The 17310-nt window shown below is 70.8% G+C and carries 15 protein-coding genes; 8 read left to right on the forward strand and 7 right to left on the reverse strand.

All coding sequences use genetic code 11. The features are described 5' to 3' along the window. Positions 1-114 precede the first annotated feature (114 nt). The 3 genes from LXT13_RS22050 to LXT13_RS22060 form a co-directional block, all read right to left on the reverse strand. Entirely contained in the window at positions 115-345 is a 231-nt protein-coding gene (locus LXT13_RS22050; protein ID WP_233374467.1) for a hypothetical protein, read from the reverse strand. 114 nt (positions 346-459) lie between these two features. Continuing rightward, positions 460-2214, reverse strand: a complete 1755-nt coding sequence (locus tag LXT13_RS22055) for an ABC transporter ATP-binding protein/permease (protein ID WP_233374468.1) — start codon at positions 2212-2214, stop codon at positions 460-462. A gap of 87 nt (positions 2215-2301) precedes the next feature. Beyond that, on the reverse strand, positions 2302-2766 hold the full coding sequence (locus tag LXT13_RS22060; protein ID WP_233374469.1) for a Rossmann-fold NAD(P)-binding domain-containing protein: 465 nt from the start codon (positions 2764-2766) through the stop codon (positions 2302-2304). Positions 2767-2986: 220 nt separating this feature from the next. Here LXT13_RS22060 and LXT13_RS22065 point away from each other — a divergent pair, with 220 nt between their 5' ends. Beyond that, a complete protein-coding gene (locus LXT13_RS22065) occupies positions 2987-3748 on the forward strand; it encodes a Crp/Fnr family transcriptional regulator (RefSeq protein WP_233374470.1) in 762 nt (253 codons plus the stop codon). Between the two features lies 1 nt (position 3749). On the opposite strand, the gene LXT13_RS22070 is transcribed toward LXT13_RS22065, so the two are convergent. Next, positions 3750-5774 carry a PAS domain S-box protein gene (locus tag LXT13_RS22070; RefSeq protein WP_233374471.1) on the reverse strand — a complete coding sequence of 675 codons (2025 nt, stop codon included), beginning with the start codon at positions 5772-5774 and terminating at the stop codon, positions 3750-3752. Positions 5775-5782: 8 nt separating this feature from the next. Then, positions 5783-6517, reverse strand: coding sequence for a winged helix-turn-helix domain-containing protein (locus LXT13_RS22075; protein WP_233374472.1), 735 nt, complete (start codon positions 6515-6517; stop codon positions 5783-5785). Between the two features lie 221 nt (positions 6518-6738). On the opposite strand from LXT13_RS22075, the gene LXT13_RS28850 reads away from it, so the two are divergent. The 6 genes from LXT13_RS28850 (at position 6739) to LXT13_RS22115 (ending at position 14918) form a co-directional block, all read left to right on the forward strand. Then, positions 6739-10041, forward strand: a complete 3303-nt coding sequence (locus tag LXT13_RS28850; RefSeq protein WP_349254857.1) for an EAL domain-containing protein — start codon at positions 6739-6741, stop codon at positions 10039-10041. Positions 10042-10083: 42 nt separating this feature from the next. After that, entirely contained in the window at positions 10084-10560 is a 477-nt protein-coding gene (locus LXT13_RS22095) for a hypothetical protein (RefSeq protein WP_233374473.1), read from the forward strand. 8 nt (positions 10561-10568) lie between these two features. Next, the gene (locus tag LXT13_RS22100) at positions 10569-12590 is read left to right on the forward strand and encodes an alkaline phosphatase (protein WP_233374474.1); all 2022 of its coding nucleotides are present in this window, start codon (positions 10569-10571) and stop codon (positions 12588-12590) included. A gap of 64 nt (positions 12591-12654) precedes the next feature. Next, entirely contained in the window at positions 12655-13419 is a 765-nt protein-coding gene (locus tag LXT13_RS22105) for a class I SAM-dependent methyltransferase (RefSeq protein WP_233374475.1), read from the forward strand. Positions 13420-13427: 8 nt separating this feature from the next. After that, the gene (locus tag LXT13_RS22110; RefSeq protein ID WP_233374476.1) at positions 13428-14237 is read left to right on the forward strand and encodes a DUF2520 domain-containing protein; all 810 of its coding nucleotides are present in this window, start codon (positions 13428-13430) and stop codon (positions 14235-14237) included. A 126-nt stretch (positions 14238-14363) separates the two neighbouring features. Continuing rightward, on the forward strand, positions 14364-14918 hold the full coding sequence (locus LXT13_RS22115) for a protein phosphatase CheZ (protein ID WP_233374477.1): 555 nt from the start codon (positions 14364-14366) through the stop codon (positions 14916-14918). On the opposite strand, the gene LXT13_RS22120 is transcribed toward LXT13_RS22115, so the two are convergent. Next, on the reverse strand, positions 14915-15733 hold the full coding sequence (locus LXT13_RS22120) for a M90 family metallopeptidase (RefSeq protein WP_233374478.1): 819 nt from the start codon (positions 15731-15733) through the stop codon (positions 14915-14917). The genes LXT13_RS22115 and LXT13_RS22120 overlap by 4 nt on opposite strands. Before the next feature lie 76 nt (positions 15734-15809). On the opposite strand from LXT13_RS22120, the gene LXT13_RS22125 reads away from it, so the two are divergent. Continuing rightward, on the forward strand, positions 15810-16997 hold the full coding sequence (locus LXT13_RS22125; protein ID WP_233374479.1) for a YbfB/YjiJ family MFS transporter: 1188 nt from the start codon (positions 15810-15812) through the stop codon (positions 16995-16997). Positions 16998-17021: 24 nt separating this feature from the next. Here LXT13_RS22125 and LXT13_RS22130 read toward each other — a convergent pair whose 3' ends face one another. Continuing rightward, a complete protein-coding gene (locus tag LXT13_RS22130) occupies positions 17022-17276 on the reverse strand; it encodes a hypothetical protein (RefSeq protein ID WP_233374480.1) in 255 nt (84 codons plus the stop codon). Positions 17277-17310 lie beyond the last annotated feature (34 nt).

Consider the following 17310-nt stretch of genomic DNA (forward strand, 5'->3'; position numbering starts at 1 on the left):
GCATCTGGTGGACGGGGGTGCCCCAGAAGGCGTGCTTTGCTTGGCCATGACAACTCCTCGCAAAGAAGAACGCCGCCGGGCGCTCAAGCAGCGGCTCCGGCGGCGTGACGGGCTTCAGCGCTGCTGGCGTTGGCCTTGCTCGCGGCTGGACGACTGGTCGTCGCGGCCGAGGTCGTTGCCGCGGTTGCTGCCGTCCTGCTGGTCCTGGCTGCCGCGCTGGCCTTCGCGCTGCTGGTTCTCGCGCGGCTGGCCCTGCTGCTGCTGTTTGTCGCGTTGCTGACCCTGCTGGCCTTGTTGTCCTTGTTGTTGCTGGCCTTGCTCGTTGCGGTTTTGCTGCTGAGTCATGTCGGTCTCCTGTGGATTGAGCCGGCGATGTGCCGACGCCTACAGGGGGCAAATCGCGGGCCCGGGTCGCCGTGACGGTTTCGACCGGGTCGTCTGCAACTCGCTCGGCAACGATTACGCCTTCAGCTTCTTTGAAGCCGCTGGCGTCTCGTCGGGCGCGGCCGGTGTGCGCGACAGCTTCCAGCGCCCGCCGCCGGTCAGTTGCAGCACGCGGCGGTGGAAGCCCGCGACAGCGGCCCGGTGGGCGATGCTGATGAGCGTCGTGCCGCGCTCGCGCAGCCGCTCGTAGAGCCGCTTCTGGTTGGCGTCGTCGAGCGCGCTGGTCGCTTCGTCGAGGATGGCCACCTTGGGCGCATGCACCAGCAGGCGGGCGAAGGCCAGACGCTGCTGCTCGCCGCCACTGAGCACTTTCTCCCAGTCCTCCTGGCGGTCCAGCCCCGACTCGGTCTCGGCCAGGTGGCGCAGCCTCACCTCGTCCAGCACCTTCATCAGCGCGGCGTCTTCCAGCGCAGTGTGCGTGCTGGGGTAGATGAGCTGGCTGCGCAGCGTGCCGTGCTGCAGGTAGGGCCGCTGCGGCAGGAAGAACACGTCCTCCTGCGGCGGGTGGTTGATCTGGCCGCTGCCCTGTGTCCACAGCCCCGCGATGGCGCGCAGCAGCGAGCTCTTGCCGCTGCCGCTGGCGCCGGTGATCAGCAGCGACTCACCTGCCGGCACGCTCAGCGACAGGTCCTGCACGAGCACGCGGTCGCTGTCGGGGGCCTTGACCGTCAGCCCGGATAGCTGCAGGTCTTGCGCCGGCTGCAGCTCGATGCCTGCCTCGGGTGGCCCCTGCTGCAGCTGGGTGGCCATCACGTAGAGCCGGTCGATGCCGGCGACGAAACGCGACAGGCTCTCGAAGTTGTCGACGATCAGCGAGACGGCGCTCAGCACCGCCGCAAAGGCGCCACCCGCCTTCACCGCCTGGCCCACTTCCAACTCACCCGACAGCACCTGGCCGGCCAGCACGACGAAGGGCACCAGCAGGCTCAACTGGCTGAAGCCGCGCTGAAACAGATTCAGCAGGAACTGTGCGCGGATCATCTTCTTCGTGTTAAGCAGCGCGGCGCGCAGCCGTTGGTCCAGCTGGTGGCGCTCCTGTTGCTCGCCGCGGTAGAAGGCGATGGACTCAGCGTTCTCGCGCAACCGCATCAGGCGGAAGCGGAAGTCCGCCTCACGCTTGAGCTGCCAGAAGTTCAGCCGGATCAGCGGCCGGCCGAACAGGCCGATGGACAGTACCGTGCCGGCCAGGGCGTACACGATGAGGAAGCCGACCAGCATCTTCGATAGCCCCCACAGCACCGCGCTGAAGGCCACCAACTGCATGGCCGAGCCCAGCAGGATCAGCAGGAAGTTCAGCGAACGGCCGGTAAAGGTGTTCACGTCCTCGGCGATGCGCTGGTCCGGGTTGTCGACGCCGGCGAGGCGGAAGTAAGCGCGGTCGCTGAGGTAGGCGTCCATGAAGCGGCGCGTGAGCCAGCGCCGCCAGTCGTTGGCATAGGCGTCGCGCGATGCGTAATAGAACGCATAGACAGGCACGGCAATGCCCACCACCCACAGCATGGCCCGCACCGCGGCCCAGAAGCGGTCTTCGTCGCGCGCGGACAGCGCCGACGTCAGCTCGCCGGTCTTGTCGTTCACCAGCACGGCCAGTTGCGTGTCCAGCAGCATCAGCGCGACGAGCCCTACCAGCACGGCCCATGCGACACGCTTGCGGTCGCCCAGCCAGTAGGGCTTGGCGACGGTGATGAAGCGGCCCCAGGCGGACGGCGAGTCGCCGTCGTCCGGCGTAGGCGGGGAGGTGGGTGTGGCAGTGGACGTGGCAGCGGGCATGTTCGCGAGGCTAGGCTCGCCGCCGCTACCGTCGGTGTCGGACGGCGCGCCGCGCCGCCGCTCCTGCCAGCCGATCTTTTCAGTCGTTCAGGCCAATGCGGTGCACAGCAGTGCCTGCAGTACATGCCGCGGGGGGCAGGCGCGCAGGCCGTCCACCGCGTAGATCGGGTGGCCGGGATTGCCGATGCCATCGAACACCGGCACGCCGGCGTCGCGTTCCAGCTGGCCCAGCTCGGTCTCGGTCAGCCCCTGGCATTCGATGCCGTCGTAGAGCTGGCCCAGCAGCTTCGCGCGGTTGCGCGGACCGGCGGCACTGCCTGCACGCACCAGCGCCACATGCGCTCCCAGTTCGTTGGCGGCCTGCAGGAAGGCGGTCGCGTCCGGGCTGTCCGGCGCGTCGCTGAGCAGCGCCAGACGCTTGCCGCGCAGCAGCTGCGGCAGCGCGCCGCCGTCGGCGGCGGCGCGGCTGAGGCCTTCGGCGCGGCTCGTCAGTGCGCGCAGGCCGTCGCGGCCCAGCGCGTCGGGTGACCAGGGAGAAAGGATCATCGACATGGCATTGCGTTCGTCCCGCCAGTCTGCGGGCCACCCTTGCCGAGAGGGCTGATACAGATCAAGGCAGGCTGCCGATGTCCCCTGTGAAGGCGGCAGCTGCCGTTTACGCGCCGTTTACCGAGCATTACCGAGCAGCCCTTCCGGTTGCCGGGCCGTTCGCATGCGGTTGCCCTGCGCTTCCTAAGCTTCTCCCCATCGAACAACTGCCGCCGAGACTGCCATGCTGACCACCGCCGCCACGACCGCCGCCCCCCGCCTGCCCGCCGTGACCGCCTCGCGTCCCGGCCAGCATGCCGTTGCCGAGCGGATCGCCGAAACGCTGCGTCTGCTGCAGGACCATGTTGCGATCACGCGTCGTGTCGTCCATACCGGCGAGCACGTCTACCAGGCCGGCGAGTCGTTTGGCAGCCTGCACGTCATCCACTCCGGCTTCTTCAAGACCGTCAACCTCGCGCCGGACGGCCGCGAGCAGGTCGTGGGCCTGCACTTCAAGGGCGACTGGCTGGGCTTCGATGGCATCGCCGCCGGCCAGTACGGCTGCGACGCCGTTGCCATGGACACCGGCGAGGTCTGGACTGTGCGCTACGACGCGCTGCTGGCCGCCAGCACCGCGCACGCGCCGCTGCTGGGCCTGCTGCATGCAGCGATGAGCCGCGAGATCACCCGAGACCGCGATTCGCTGCTGAGCCTGTGCACCTTGTCGGCCGACGCCCGCGTGGCGGAGTTCCTGCGCGCCTGGGCCGATGCGATGGCCGACCGCGGCCTGCGCAACGACCAGATCACGCTGCGCATGACGCGTGCTGAGATCGGCAACTACCTCGGCATGACGCTGGAGACGGTCAGCCGCGCACTCTCGCGCCTGTCCCGCGACAAGCTCATCGCCTTCCCCGAGCGCGGCCGCCGCGACGTGCAGATTCCCGATGTGCGCGCGCTGGGCGCCTACGTTCAGCGCAGCCTGTCGCCCAACCCCACGCTGCAGTGAGTCACCTCAGCGCCAGCACCTGCGCGATGGCGGCGGCCAGGCCTTCCCGCGTGAACGGCTTGCGCAGCAGCTGCCAGGCCGACGCCTCGTCGGCATCCAGCAGCTCGGACGAGTAGCCGGACATCAGCAGCACCGGCAGCACCGGCAGGCGCTGCTGGGCCAGCACGGCGAGCTGCGTGCCGCGCAGCCCCGGGCCCAGCGCCACGTCGCTGAGCAGCAGGCCGTAGCCGGCGTCGGGCGTGAGTGCGGCCAGCGCCAGTTCGGCGGTGGGCATGGCGTCCACCTGGCAACCGAGTGCGCGCAAGAAGTTCACGACGACGGCACGAACCTCCGGCTCGTCTTCCACCACCAGCACCTTCAGCCCGGGCGGCACCGCGTCGCCGGTCACGCCCGGCGCGTCGTCCTCGCGGCCGGCGTCGGGATGGCAGGGCAGCAGCAGCGCCACCGTCGTACCCTGGCCCGGCGTGCTGTCCAGCAGCGCCGCGCCGCGCGACTGCTTGGCAAAGCCGTAGACGGTGCTCAGGCCCAGGCCCGTGCCGCGGCCGGCTTCCTTCGTCGTGAAGAACGGCTCGAAGGCCCGCTCCTTGACGGCCTCGGGCATGCCGGAGCCGGTGTCGGCCACGGCGAGCTGCACGTAGTCGCGCGGGCGGCCGCCCTGCAGCTCGGCAGGCAGCGCCTGGCAACGGGCCGCCACGAAGGTCAGCGCGCCGCCTTCGGGCATCGCGTCGCGCGCGTTGATGGCAATGTTCAGCAGTGCGGACTCGAGCTGGCCTGGGTCGGCGAGCACGGGCGGGCAATCCGGTTCGACGTCGACCGTGATGCGGATGCGCTGGTCCAGCGTGCGGCGCAGCATGTCGGCCAGCGACTCCACCATCGCCGCCACGTCCACCTGCGTGGGCTGCAGTACCTGACGGCGCGAGAAGGCCAACAGCTTGCTCGTCAGCTCGGCGCCGCGGCGCGAGGCTCGGATCGCGGCGTTGACGAACTGCGGCGCGGCGGCATCGTCCGCAACGGCGGGATAGTCCTCCAGCACCTGCAGGTTGCCCTGGATGATGGTGAGCAGGTTGTTGAAGTCGTGCGCGATGCCGCCGGTCAGCTGGCCCACGCTCTCCAGGCGCTGCGCATGGTTGAGGGCCTCCTCCGTGTGCGTGCGCTGCAGGCTGGCGGCCAGCAGGTGGGCGAGGGACTGCAGGAAATGCACCTCGTCATCGCCGAAGCGTTCGGCCACGCGTGAGCGCACGGTCAGCGCGCCGACGGTCTGCCCGCGGTCGGTCAGCGGCACGGCCATCGCGCTGACCAGGCCGACCTCCAGGTATTCCTGCGGCACGGTGAAGCGCTGCTCGTCGGCGTAGTTGGCGATGACGACCGGGCGGCCCTGCGCCACGACGAAGCCGGGTGGCGTGTCCGGCCGGTTGGGCATGCGGCTGCCGAGCGTCTCGGGCGGCGCCTGGCCAGCGCTGCCGGCCACGCGGAAGGTCTGGCGGTCGGTCTCCAGCAGGAACACGACGGCCGCGTCGGCCTGCAGCGTCTCCACCGCCACCTGCGGCACGCGCTGCAGCAGCTGCTGCGGGTCCCGCGTGTCCACCGCCATGCGGCCGACCTCGGCCACGTGCTCGGCATAGCGTGCGCGCTTGAGCGCCTGCTTGACGCGCGGATAGGCGCCGATGTCGCGGATGGCGGCCACGACGTACGGCAGGCCCTGGCTCTGCAGCGGGCTCAGTGCGATCTCGACCATGACCTCCGAGCCGTCCTTGCGCCGGGCCACCAGTTCCATCTGAGTGCCCATGGGGCGGGGCCGCGGGCTGCGGGCGTAGCCCTGGCGGTAGGCTGCGTGGCGCGGCCGCGTCGCGTCGGGCACCAGCGCGTCCACCGGCAGCCCGACGAGCTCTTGCGGGGTGTAGCCCAGCATCGTTGACGCGGCGGGATTGGCCAGCAGGATGGTGCCTGCGTTGTCGACGAGCAGCAGCGCATCTGCCGACACGGCGAACAGCGAGCGGTAGGCTGCGGCGGCCGTTGCGGAATCCATGCCGGATGTCATGCCACCGCCGGCACGAACAGGTAGCCGGCGCCGCGCACCGACTTGATGAGCTGGGGCTCGTCGGCGCTGTCGCCGAGCTTCTTGCGCAGTCGGCCGATCAGCACATCCACCGTGCGGTCGAACGGCGCGGCCTCGCGGCCGCGGGTGCTCTCCAGCAGGAAGTCCCGCGAGAGCACGCGGCCTGCGTGGCGCACCAGCACCTGCAGCAGTTCGAACTCGCCTGTCGTCAGCACGACCTCGCTGCCGCCCACCTTGAGGAGCCGGCGCGCCGCGGTGTCGAGTTCCCAGTCGGCAAAGCGCAGCCGCGAGCGCTCGACCGGCTCGGGCGCGGCCGGTACGGCGGCGGCCGGCGCTGGCGGGCTGGGCGCCAGGCGGCGCAGCACGGCCTTGATGCGGGCCAGCAGTTCGCGCAGGTCGAAGGGTTTGGTGACGTAGTCGTCGGCGCCGATCTCCAGGCCCACGACCTTGTCGATGGCGTCGCCGCGCCCCGTCACGATAACGAGGCCGCAGCGCCAGTGCTCACGCAGCTGCCGGGCGATGACGAAGCCGTCTTCGCCGGGCAGGCCCAGGTCCAGCAACACGAGCTGCGGCGGGTCGCTGGCCATCAGGTCGAGCAGGGCCCGGCCGGTGTGCACCTGGCTCACGCGGAAACCCTGCACCTGCAGGTACGTGGCCAGCAACTGGGTGATGTCGACTTCGTCGTCTAGGACGGCAACGTGGGGCAGACTCATGCGGGGAGAGGACGCGCGGTCGGGCGCGTCGATGGGCCGGGACTTTACCCCCCCGAACAGCGCTATCGACCGGAGCGGGATATCGCGCGGTGCCCTTGAGCACCGCGGTGCAGGTATTCCGTCAACTAACGGCGTGCATGCGCGTGGTGGCGCTTGATGTCCGTCAAGTGCGGCCGGGGCACCGCTGTCCAGAATTCGCCCCTTAGATCTAGGGAGAAGGCGTGGAGAGAAATCTGTCGAGCAAGACGTTCTGGCATCCGCCCGGGTCGGGCGATGTCCAGGATGCCGTGCCGACGGCGGAGGACGAGGGCGCGCTGACGCAGGCCTGGCGCCGCAGCCTGGGGTTGCTGGACGGCCATCTGCTGCGCGCCGTGCTGCTTTATCTGGTGTTTGGCGTCGCCTGGATCTTTTGGTCTGACCGTCTGCTGTTCGGCCTGTCGTCGGACGTGGCGGTGCTGCGCTCCCTCGGACAGTGGAAGGGCCTGGTGTTCGTGGCGCTGTCGGCCTTCTGGGTGGGCGCTGCCGGCTGGCGCAGCCGGCGGGCCGCGCTGCCGGCCGTTTCCGGCGCGCGCCGTCGCATGCTGGTGGTGCTGGGCGTGGCGACGACGGTCATCGTTGGCATCGGCGTCGGTGGCGCGATCCGGGCTTCCCGTGGCGAGCGGCAGGCAGTGTCGGAGCTGTTGGGCGTCGTCGTGCGGTCCCGCGCGGCCGAGTGGAACGCCTGGGCGATGGAGCGGGTTCGTGACGCACAAAGCCGCCGTGTCGAAGCCGAGCAATTGCTGGCCGACGGTCGGCGTGGGGGCGACGACGGCATGCGCGCCGCGGAGGCCGAGCGCCTGTGCGAGTCGCTGGGTTGCCAGGCCGCCCGCATCGCGACGACGCCGGATGGCCCGCTCGGCGACGCCCACTGGACTGTGCTGGCGGTGACGGACGCGGCCGGCGTGGCGCATCTGCAGATTGACGCGCATGCGCCGCTGCGCGCGGAGACCAGCCATGCCGGTCAGGCTCTCGCGTTGCGGTTCGACGCAACGCCGGTGCTGCTCGGGCTGCTGCGCGCTGGCGCGGCGGGTGTGGATGGCGAGCGGCTGCTGCTGTCGCGCCGGCGCCAGGGCGGCTGGCAATGGCTGGAGCTGGGCCCGGGCGGCGTGCTGCAGGGTCGCGTGCTGCCCGGCGACGGCGTGACCGGCTGGCCCGCGCTGGCGGACGGGGCGGCGCCGCAGCCCTTCGACGCGCAGGTGGCGGAGCAGCGGCTGGTGGGAGTGGCCACGCCGCTGGCCGGCGGCTGGACCCTGACGGCCGTCGTCGATGCGCAGAGGCTCTACCAGCGCGCCTGGGGGGAGCTGCTGTGGATCGTCGTGGCCGAGATCGCGGCGCTGGTCCTGGCCGTCGCCGGCGTGTTCAGCCTGCAGCAGCGCCGCGAGCTGCTCGCGTCACGGCGCGAGCGCGCCGAGCAGGAGGAGAAGCTGCGCGCGCTGGACTTCATGGACGCGATCACCAGCAGCTCGCCAGACCTGATCTTCACGAAGGACCTGCAGGGCCGCTTCACCTTCGCCAACGAGGCCACCTGCCGCGCGCTGGGACTGCCCGCCGAGCGGGTGCTGGGCAGCAAGGTCGACGTGCATTTCTCGCCTGTGGACCGGGAGCACATCGCGACGCTGCGCGAGCGCGTCATCGAGACCGGCCAGGCGGTGTCGGGCGAGTGCGAGATGACGACGGCCCAGGGCCGGCGCTGGCTGCTGAGCACGCTGGGGCCGCTGCGTGAACACGACGGACGCATCAGCGGCATCTTCGGCGTCGTGCACGACGTGACCGAGCGCCGCCAGCAGGAGGAGCGCAACCGCCAGTGGGCCAAGGCCTTCGAGAGCACGCGTGACGGCGTCGTCATCTGCGACGCCGAAGGCCGCATCGAGAGCGTCAACCGTGCCTTCACCGAGATCACCGGCTATCTGCCGGAGGACGCCATCGGCCACACGCCGGCGCTGCTGCATTCCGGCCGGCATGACGACACCTTCTACCGCGTGATGTGGGGCGAGGTGCTGCGCGTGGGCCACTGGCGCGGCGAGATCTGGAATCGGCGCAAGGACGGCGAGATCTACCCCGAGTGGCTGACGATCAGCGCGGTGCGTGACGATGCGGGCGGCGTGGCGAACTTCGTCGGCGTGTTTACCGACATTACGCGCGTCAAGCGCGACGAGGCCGAGCTGCAGCGCCTGGCCAACTACGACCCGCTGACCGAGCTGCCCAACCGCCGGCTGCTGGCCGAGCGGCTGGAGCAGTCGCTGGCCCGCACGCGCCGCCACGGCGGGCGCACGGCGCTGCTGTACATCGACCTGGACGGCTTCAAGACCGTCAACGACAGCCTGGGCCACCCGGCGGGCGACGAGCTGCTGACCTGCGTGGCGCGGCGCTTCAGAACGCGGGTGCGGGCCGGCGACACGCTGGGCCGGCTCGGTGGCGACGAGTTCCTCGTCATCGCCGAGGCGCTGCACAGCGCCGACGAGGCGGCCCTGCTGGCGCAGGACCTGCTCGCGGCCGTGGCGCGGCCCGTAGCGCTGTCGCTGGGCCACGAGGTCTATGTGACGGCCAGCATCGGCATCAGCCTGTTCCCCGACGATGGTTGCAGCGATGCGACGGCCATGATGCGCGATGCCGACGCCGCGCTATACCGGGCCAAGGAGCAGGGCCGCAACCGCTTCTGCTTCTACACGCAGGACCTGAACCGCCAGGCGGTGGACAAGCTGGAGATCGAGGTCGCCCTGAGCCACGCGCTGTCGCGCGGCGAGCTGCTGCTGCACTACCAGCCCAAGGTCTGCACGACCACCGGCAGCATCGTCGGGGCCGAGGCGCTGCTGCGCTGGCGTCGCAACGGCGAGCTGGTGCCTCCGGGCCGCTTCATTCCCATCGCCGAGCAGAGCAGCTTGATCCTGGACATCGGCGCGTGGGTCATCGACGAGGTCTGTGCGCAGCAGGCGCGCTGGCGCGCGCAGGGCCTGGACATGCCGCAGATCGCCGTCAACGTGGCGGCGCGCCAGTTCGCCGCGGGGCAGCTGGACACCGTCCTGAGCGAGGCGTTGCATCGCCACGGCGTGCCGCCGCAATGCCTGGAGCTGGAGGTCACCGAGAGCATGCTGATGGACCGCCCGGCCGAGAGCGCGGCCATGCTGCGCCGGCTCAAGGAACTGGGCGTGAGCCTGTCGCTGGACGACTTCGGCACCGGCTATTCGAGCCTGGCCTATCTGCGCCAGTTCCCCATCGACGCGCTGAAGATCGACAAGTCCTTCGTCGACCACATCGAGACGGGCCCCGAGGGTTGCGCCATCGTCGACGCCGTCATCGCGCTGGCCCACCGGTTGGGGCTGACCGTCGTGGCCGAGGGCGTGGAGACGACCGGGCAGCAGGCGCACCTGCGCGCGCAGGGGTGCGACGTGTTGCAGGGCTTCGGCCTGGCGCGCCCGATGCCGCTGGGCGACTTCGAGGCGCTGTGCAGCCGCGGCGCGCTGCTGGGAGCGTCGTCACAGCTTTGACATGCAGCGGCGCGAGCATGCGGGGTTTTGGAGTCGCCCCGCATGAGACTGCTGCCCTGGCTGGCCGCGCTGTCCGCCGCGCTGCTGGCGCCGGCCGCGCTGGCCGCCGCCGAGCCGCCGCTGGCCCTGAGCTTCACGGACTTCTTCGTCCAGCCCATCGGGCCGCGAGGCCTGGAGCCCACGCCTCATCTGAAAGCTGCGCAGGGCCGGCAGGTGCGGCTGGTCGGCTTCATGGTGCAGCGCGAGCAGCCGCAGGCCGGCCGCTTCCTGCTGACGCCGCGGCCGGTGTCGATGGCCGAGCATGCCGACGGCGAGGCCGATGACCTTCCGGCGGCGACCGTCACCGTGCTGCTGCCCGAGGCGCAGCGCGACCGCCTCATCGCCTACCGGCCCGGCCCGGTCACGCTGACCGGCCGCCTCGACTACGGCCCCGCCGAGGACGAGACCGGCCGCGTCAGTTGGCTGCGCCTGCAGCTTGCCCCCGACGCCCTCGCTTCCACTTCCGAGCCTGCCCGATGACCCGCCCGATGAAACGCGCCGCCCTGTTCCTCGCCCTGGCCGCCGGTACCGCCGCTGCCGCGCCCACCGTCACGCGCTTGACGCCGCCCAGCGAGCTGTTTTCCAGCGGCCGAGCGGCGCCGGTCATCGCGCGCTTCCTGCCGGGTCAGCGCTTCGACCTGCAGGCCACCATCAAGCCCGACGCGGGCCAGAAGATCACCTCGGCTCGCTTCCTCCTCGACGGCAAACCGGTCAGCGCCAACGTCGCGCTGCGCGACTGCGCCAGTGGCTGCACCAAGGGCCTGGCGGCCGAGGCGGCGATCGCCACCGTCCGCGCCGTCTCCAGCGAGGCGGCCGGTGCGCATTCATTCAGTGTGGAGGCCACCCAGGCCGACGGTCAGAAGGTCGTGGCCACCGGCAACTTCGAGGTCGTGCCGTTCACGGCAGCGATGGGTCCCAAGGTCAAGAACATCATCATCTTGCTGGGTGACGGCATGGGCGCCTCGCAGCGCACTGCCGCGCGCATCGTGCACGGCTACGCGCAGGGCAAGGCGCTGCAGCCGCTGGCCATGGACACGTTCACGGCGACCGGCATGGTCAAGACGTCGTCGCTGAACTCCATCGTCACGGACTCGTCGCCCGGAATGACCAGCTACGTCAGTGGCAACAAGAACAACAACAACGAGGAGGGCGTGTTCCCTGACGACACCTTCGACGCCTTCGACAACCCGCGCGTCGAGTACCTGTCCGAGTACCTGCACCGCACGCAGGGCAAGCAGCTGGGCATCGTGACGACGGCCGACGTCTTCGACGCGACGCCGGCCGGCAACGCCGTGCACACGAGCAACCGCGGGGCGGGCACCGGCATCGTCGACCAGTTCTTTGACGACCGCGCCCACACCGGCCTGACCGTGCTGATGGGCGGCGGCCGCAAGTGGTTCCTGCCAGCCGGCACGCCCGGCTCGGCGCGCACCGATACCAACGACTACGCGTTCTCGGCGACCGACGCGCACACGGCCGACATCGTCAAGCGCTGGGGCGTGTCGTCAGGCCGCCTGGACAAGGGCCGTGACCTCATCCAGGAGTTCCAGGCTGCCGGCTTCGGCTATGCGCCGACCAAGGCCGACCTGGACAAGGCCGACGTGACCAGGCCGCTGCTGGGCCTGTTCGCGTTCTCCAACATGAACGTCGCGCTGGACAAGATCAACGGTCGCCGCGGCACGGAGAAGAACGGCCTGGGCGGCGGCAGCGTCGTAGAGGACTTCGGCCTGCCGGACCAGCCCATGCTGGACGAGATGGCTGCGAAGGCGATAGCCGTGCTCAGGCGCGCGCCCAAGGGTTTCGTGCTGATGATCGAAGGCGCGTCCATCGACAAGCAGGCCCATGCGATGGACACCGAGCGCTGGATGCTCGACACGCTGGAGTTCGACCGCGCCGTGCGTGTGGCGCAGGACTTCGCGGCCGAGCAAGGCGACACGCTGGTCATCGTGACGGCCGACCACGAATGCTCGGGTGCTGCGCTGATCGGCGGCGCCACCGTCACCGACAAGGCGCTGGCCGAGCTGGCCGCCAAGAAGGGCGTGGCCAACCTGCGCAACGGCGTCGTTGGCACCTACGAGAAGGCCGGCTTCCCGCACTACCGCATCGCTGCCGACGGCTATCCCGAGACCACCGACATCGACTACCGGCTGCTGGTGGGCTACGGCGCCAACGCCGACCGCTACGAGGACTGGCGCACGAAGAAAACACCGCAGCGTGACGTGCAGCAGCCTTTCGTCACCGAGGCGCCGCTGAAGTGGTATCCCGCGAATGCGCAGGAGCGCGATGACGCGCTGGGTGAGTACCTCGTCACCGGCCAGGTGCCCGGTGAGCAGGCCGTGCACACCGCCACCGACGTGCCGCTGTCGGCCTACGGCCCCGGCGCGCTGGCGTTCACCGGCGTCCAGGACAACACCGACGTGTTCTTCAAGCTCGCGCAGGCGACCGTGAAGGGCGTCGTCGCGCCGGCCGACACCACCGGTGCCCGCAAGCCGCCCAAGCCCAAGCGCTGACCTTCGGCAGGGACTGTCCCGGCGCCGCATACTGGCGGCCCTTCAACGCACCGGGACATCGCCCATGAAGCACTGGTTCGCCGCCACTCTCGTCATTGCCGCTGCCGCCGTCCAGGCGCAGCCCGCCGACCCGCTGAAGGCCGCTGTCGCGGCCGACCACCGCAGCGTCGGCAACGTCGCGCGCGACGCGGCGCGCCATCCGTACGAGACGCTGAGCTTTTTCGGCATCAAGCCCGCCGACACGGTCGTCGAGCTGGCGCCAGGAGGCGGCTGGTACACCGAGATCCTGGCGCCCTATCTGCGCGAGCAGGGCCAGCTCTACGCCGCCGACGCCGGCAGCCCGCGCTTCAAGGCCAAGATGGAGTCGATGGGCGTCTACGGCAAGGTCAAGATCACGACCTTTGACCCCGCCAAGGGCCTGCTCGACATCGCCCCGCCCGGCAGCGCCGACGCGGTGCTGACGTTCCGCAATGTGCACAACTGGATGGCCGGTGGCACCGCGCAGGCCGTGTTCGACGCGGCCTTCAAAGCCTTGAAGCCGGGCGGCGTGCTGGGTGTGGAGGAGCACCGCCTGCCGGCCTCGCGTACGCAGGACCCGAAGGCGCCGACCGGCTATGTTCAGGAGGCGACGGTCATCAAGTTCGCCGAGGCGGCCGGCTTCAAGCTGGCCGGCCGCAGCGAGGTCAATGCCAACCCCAAGGACACGGCCGACCACCCCAGCGGCGTCTGGACGCTGCCGCCTACCTACGCGATGAAGGACCAGGACCGCGCCAAGTACCAGGCCATCGGCGAGAGCGACCGCATGACGCTGAAGTTCGTCAAGCCCTGAGCGCGCGGATGGCGCTGACCCACGCGGTCATCGGCTTTGGCCGGCTGGCTCAAGCGCTGGTGCCGGCGCTGCGTGCGGCGGGCGAGGCGGTCGTCGTCGGCCGCCGTTCGCCCGGCGCTGGCGAGTTCATGGCCGCCGCAGCTGCCGCGCAGGCCGACTGGGTGTGGCTGACCGTCCCTGACGACCACATCGCCACCACCGCGTCGGTGCTGCGCTGGCGGGCCGGTCAGCTGGCGCTGCATTGCAGCGGCGCGACGCCGCTGTCGGCGCTGGCGGCGGCTCCGGCGGCGGCGGGCTTCCATCCGCTGAAGCTGCTGGCCGGCGAGGCCGGCCTGGCGGGTGTGCATGTCGGCATCGAGGCCGACGCGGCGCATCGCCCGGCGCTGGAGGACCTGGCCCGGCGGCTGGCCCTGCAGCCGCTGGCGCTGCCGTCGCCGATGGATAGCCGGGCCCGCGCGGCCTATCACGCGGCGGCCAATCTCGCGGCCAGCGGCGTGCTGGCCGTGCTGGCGGAGGCTGCCACGCTGTGGGACGAAGCCGGCCTGAACGGGGCGGATGCCCTGCCGGCGCTGCTGCCGCTGACGCGCGGTGCGCTCGACACCGCCGCCGCCCGTGGCCTGGCCGGCGCCGTGTCCGGCCCCATCGCCCGGGGCGACGCCGGCGTGCTGCAGCGCCACCTCGCGGCGCTCGCCGATGCCGGGCTGGATGCCGACCTGCTGCTGGCGCTGGGTCGCCGTCAGATTGCGCTGGCCGAGACCGCAGGCCGGCTGGACGCCGCCCAGGCGGCCGGCCTTCGGGCCTTGCTCGTGCCGCGCTGAACCCGCCGGGGTTCGCGTGACAAAGGCCGCGTTCGCCTCGCTGTTGGGCCGTGGCATCGCACGGTGCCCCTCCTAAACTGAGTGAGCCTCGTCGCTGCCGGCCGGGCTCAGCCCAGGGGAACCCACATGTCCGATGCGTCCATCCAGACCTTGATCCGCGCCGACGCCGCGCAGATCCTGCACACCGTCGTCGACGAACTGCCGGACGCCCGTGAGCGCCTGGCCTACGTGCGCAGCATGACCGAGCAGGCCGCCACCAAGGTGCTCAACCTTGTGGAAGCCGCCCAGGAGGACGCCGAGGCCGTGCGCAAGAAGGGCCGTGAACTGTCGGACGCGCTGAACCGCCTGGCCCTGTCCACCAACATCAGCCAGGAGCGCGCCCGCGCGCTGATGAAGCTGTGCGCCGCCTACGCGGCCGACGCGGCGAGCTTTGCCGCGCGCGAGAAGTCGCTGCACACCGAGATCATGATGTCGCAGGACTTTCAGGATCTCTCCGGCCAGGTCATCAACAAGGTCAGCAAGATGCTGGAGCGCGCGGAGCCGCCGCTGCAGGACCTGATCGCCTCGCTGCCGCCTCCGCCGGTCTCGGAAGAACCCTCCGTCATGGGTGGCGTGCAGACGCCGGACAAGGCACTCAAGCAGGACGACGTGGACGACCTGCTCGCCTCGCTGGGCTTCTAAGCCCAGGCTGTCGGGTCGAGGCGGTAGTAGCCGCTGAGTTCGGCATACAGCGCCGGATGGCCTGCGGCCAGTTCCACCGGCCGCTCGAAGAACAGCTCGCTGATGACGGCGAAGAACTCCGCCGGGTCGGTCGCCGCATAGGCGTCGATGAGTCCCGGCTCGCCGCGCGCGAGCCGCCAGCGCAGCGCATCGAATTCGTTCTGCATCACCGTCGACCAGCGCCGGTAGGCCTCGGCCGTCGGCAGCTGCGGCGCGCCGTTGGCCGCGCCATGAGCCTGGTCCAGCTGATGGGCGAATTCATGGATAACGACGTTGTGGCCGTCGCCCGGCGTGGCCGCACCGCGCCTGACCTCGTCCCATGCCAGCAGCACCTGGCCCTGGCTCCAGCTTTCGCCGGCCAGCACCCGCCGCTGGTCGGACTGCACGCCGCCTTCCGTCACCGGCCGGTCGACGATGAAGGCGCCCGGGTAGACCAGCACCTGGCGCAGCTCCGGGTACAGGCCACGCGCCGCGCCCAGCAGCGGCAGGCAGGCCAGCGCGGCGATGGTCACGCGCACTTCGTCGGTAACGCGCAGGCCGCGGCAGCCGATGATGGGTTTTTCGGCCAGGAAGACCTGCATCAACGCTTTCAGCCTCAGCTGCTGTCGTGCCGGCAGCCGCGCCACCAGCGGCACATGGCGGCGCAACAGCCGCCGCCACGCGGCCGGGAAGGGCTGTCCGGCGATGCGCTCGCGCCGGTGTCGCACCCACAGCGGCCACAACGCAATGACAGCGGCGGCGCACAGCACCAGCAGGAAGCAGACGAGCAACGGCATGGGCTGGCAACTGGGTGCCATCGCACCGTTTGCAAGCCCCCGGCGCGGGGATGCACCGCTCGCGTAACCTGTGCCGATGCCCGAGGCCGCCTCCACTGAATCGCTGCGCCCCTGGCAGGTGCTGCTCGGCGGCATCTGCGCGCTGGTGCTGACGGTCGGGCTCGCCCGCTTCGCGTTCACGCCGCTGCTGCCGCAGATGCATGCCCAGGCCGGCCTGGGACTGGCCGACGGCGGCCTGCTGGCGGCGCTGAACTATGCCGGCTACATGAGCGGTGCGCTGCTGGTGGCTTGGGTGGAAAGCCCGGCCTGGCGTCGGCGGCTGTACAGCGCCGCATTGCCGCTGGCGCTGGTCATCACGGCGCTGATGGGCTGGAGCACGGCCTTCGGCGTCTGGGCGCTGTCGCGCTATCTGGGCGGCCTGTGCGGCGCCGCCGGCATGCTGCTGGGCTCGGGGCTGGTGCAGGGCTGGCTGATCCGTTCGGGGCGGCGGCCGGAACTGGGCCTGTACTTCATCGGACTGGGCCTCGGCGTGGCGGTGTCGGCCATCGGCGCGCTGGGCATGACCGGGATGCAGCTTGGATGGTCGGCGCAATGGCAGGGCTTTGCGCTGCTGGGTCTGGCCTTCCTGCTGCCCGCCTGGGCCTGGCGGCCGCCGGTGCCACCGGCTGCGCAGCGCATGGCCGCGGGCGGCGGGCCGGGGCGGCGCTGGATGGCGTGGATGCTGGCGGCCTACTTCTGCGCCGGCTGGGGCTTCGTCATCAACGCGACGTTTACTGTCGCCATCGTCGAGAAGCAGCCGCTGCTGGCGGGCCATGGGCCGTGGGCCTGGCTGCTCGTGGGTCTGGCGGCGACGCCGGCCGTCTTCGTGTGGGACCGCGTCGCACGCCGGCTGGGCGACGTGGGCGCGCTGCTGCTGGCCTTCGGCCTGCAGATCGTCGGCGTGCTGCTGCCGGCGCTGTCGCACGGACTGGTGGCTGCGCTGGCGGGGGCGTTGCTGTATGGCGCGACCTTCATCGGCATCGTCAGCTTGACGCTGGCGTTGGCCGGGCGCCAGTCACCCACCAACCCCGGCAAGGCCATGGCACGTCTGACGTTGAGCTATGGCGCCGCGCAGGTCAGCGCGCCAGCATTGACGGGGCGCATGGTGGAAGCCAGCGGCAGCTTCGACGCCGCCTTGTGGCTGACGGCCGTCGTTCTGGCGCTGGGCATGCTGGCGCTGGCCGGCGTCATGTGGGAGTCACGCGAGGCTCGGAGGCCGTCGTGACGGGCCCGCGCCGGCACGGCGATGTCAGCCGCCCTTGCCCTTCATTTCCACGGAGCGCACGTGCCGTGTGGCTTCCTGCATCGCGTCGATATCGCGCTTGTCCTGCGCCTGCTGGGCCGGCGTGCGGCAGCGCACGCTGATCATGTGCGAACCGGTGGACTGCTCGCGCTCGCAGCGCGTGCCTGGCTCCACGGCGGCGGCCTGTTGTTCTTCAACAGGGGGCGTTCCCGCGCAGCCGATCAGGGTGGCGGGGAGAAGGGCGATGAGGAGACGCTTCATGGGTGAATGGGATGGCTGATGCGGTGTTGGAGGA

It is taken from the genome of Pelomonas cellulosilytica (assembly GCF_021353265.1).
Classification (GTDB): domain Bacteria; phylum Pseudomonadota; class Gammaproteobacteria; order Burkholderiales; family Burkholderiaceae_C; genus Pelomonas; species Pelomonas cellulosilytica.

Coding starts and splice junctions, on each gene's coding strand:
- LXT13_RS22050 (WP_233374467.1), bottom strand. CDS start 345: ATGACTCAGCAGCAAAACCGCAACGAGCAAGGCCAGCAACAACAAGGA.
- LXT13_RS22055 (WP_233374468.1), bottom strand. CDS start 2,214: ATGCCCGCTGCCACGTCCACTGCCACACCCACCTCCCCGCCTACGCCG.
- LXT13_RS22060 (WP_233374469.1), bottom strand. CDS start 2,766: ATGTCGATGATCCTTTCTCCCTGGTCACCCGACGCGCTGGGCCGCGAC.
- LXT13_RS22065 (WP_233374470.1), top strand. CDS start 2,987: ATGCTGACCACCGCCGCCACGACCGCCGCCCCCCGCCTGCCCGCCGTG.
- LXT13_RS22070 (WP_233374471.1), bottom strand. CDS start 5,774: ATGGATTCCGCAACGGCCGCCGCAGCCTACCGCTCGCTGTTCGCCGTG.
- LXT13_RS22075 (WP_233374472.1), bottom strand. CDS start 6,517: ATGAGTCTGCCCCACGTTGCCGTCCTAGACGACGAAGTCGACATCACC.
- LXT13_RS22095 (WP_233374473.1), top strand. CDS start 10,084: ATGAGACTGCTGCCCTGGCTGGCCGCGCTGTCCGCCGCGCTGCTGGCG.
- LXT13_RS22100 (WP_233374474.1), top strand. CDS start 10,569: ATGAAACGCGCCGCCCTGTTCCTCGCCCTGGCCGCCGGTACCGCCGCT.
- LXT13_RS22105 (WP_233374475.1), top strand. CDS start 12,655: ATGAAGCACTGGTTCGCCGCCACTCTCGTCATTGCCGCTGCCGCCGTC.
- LXT13_RS22110 (WP_233374476.1), top strand. CDS start 13,428: ATGGCGCTGACCCACGCGGTCATCGGCTTTGGCCGGCTGGCTCAAGCG.
- LXT13_RS22115 (WP_233374477.1), top strand. CDS start 14,364: ATGTCCGATGCGTCCATCCAGACCTTGATCCGCGCCGACGCCGCGCAG.
- LXT13_RS22120 (WP_233374478.1), bottom strand. CDS start 15,733: ATGCCGTTGCTCGTCTGCTTCCTGCTGGTGCTGTGCGCCGCCGCTGTC.
- LXT13_RS22125 (WP_233374479.1), top strand. CDS start 15,810: ATGCCCGAGGCCGCCTCCACTGAATCGCTGCGCCCCTGGCAGGTGCTG.
- LXT13_RS22130 (WP_233374480.1), bottom strand. CDS start 17,276: ATGAAGCGTCTCCTCATCGCCCTTCTCCCCGCCACCCTGATCGGCTGC.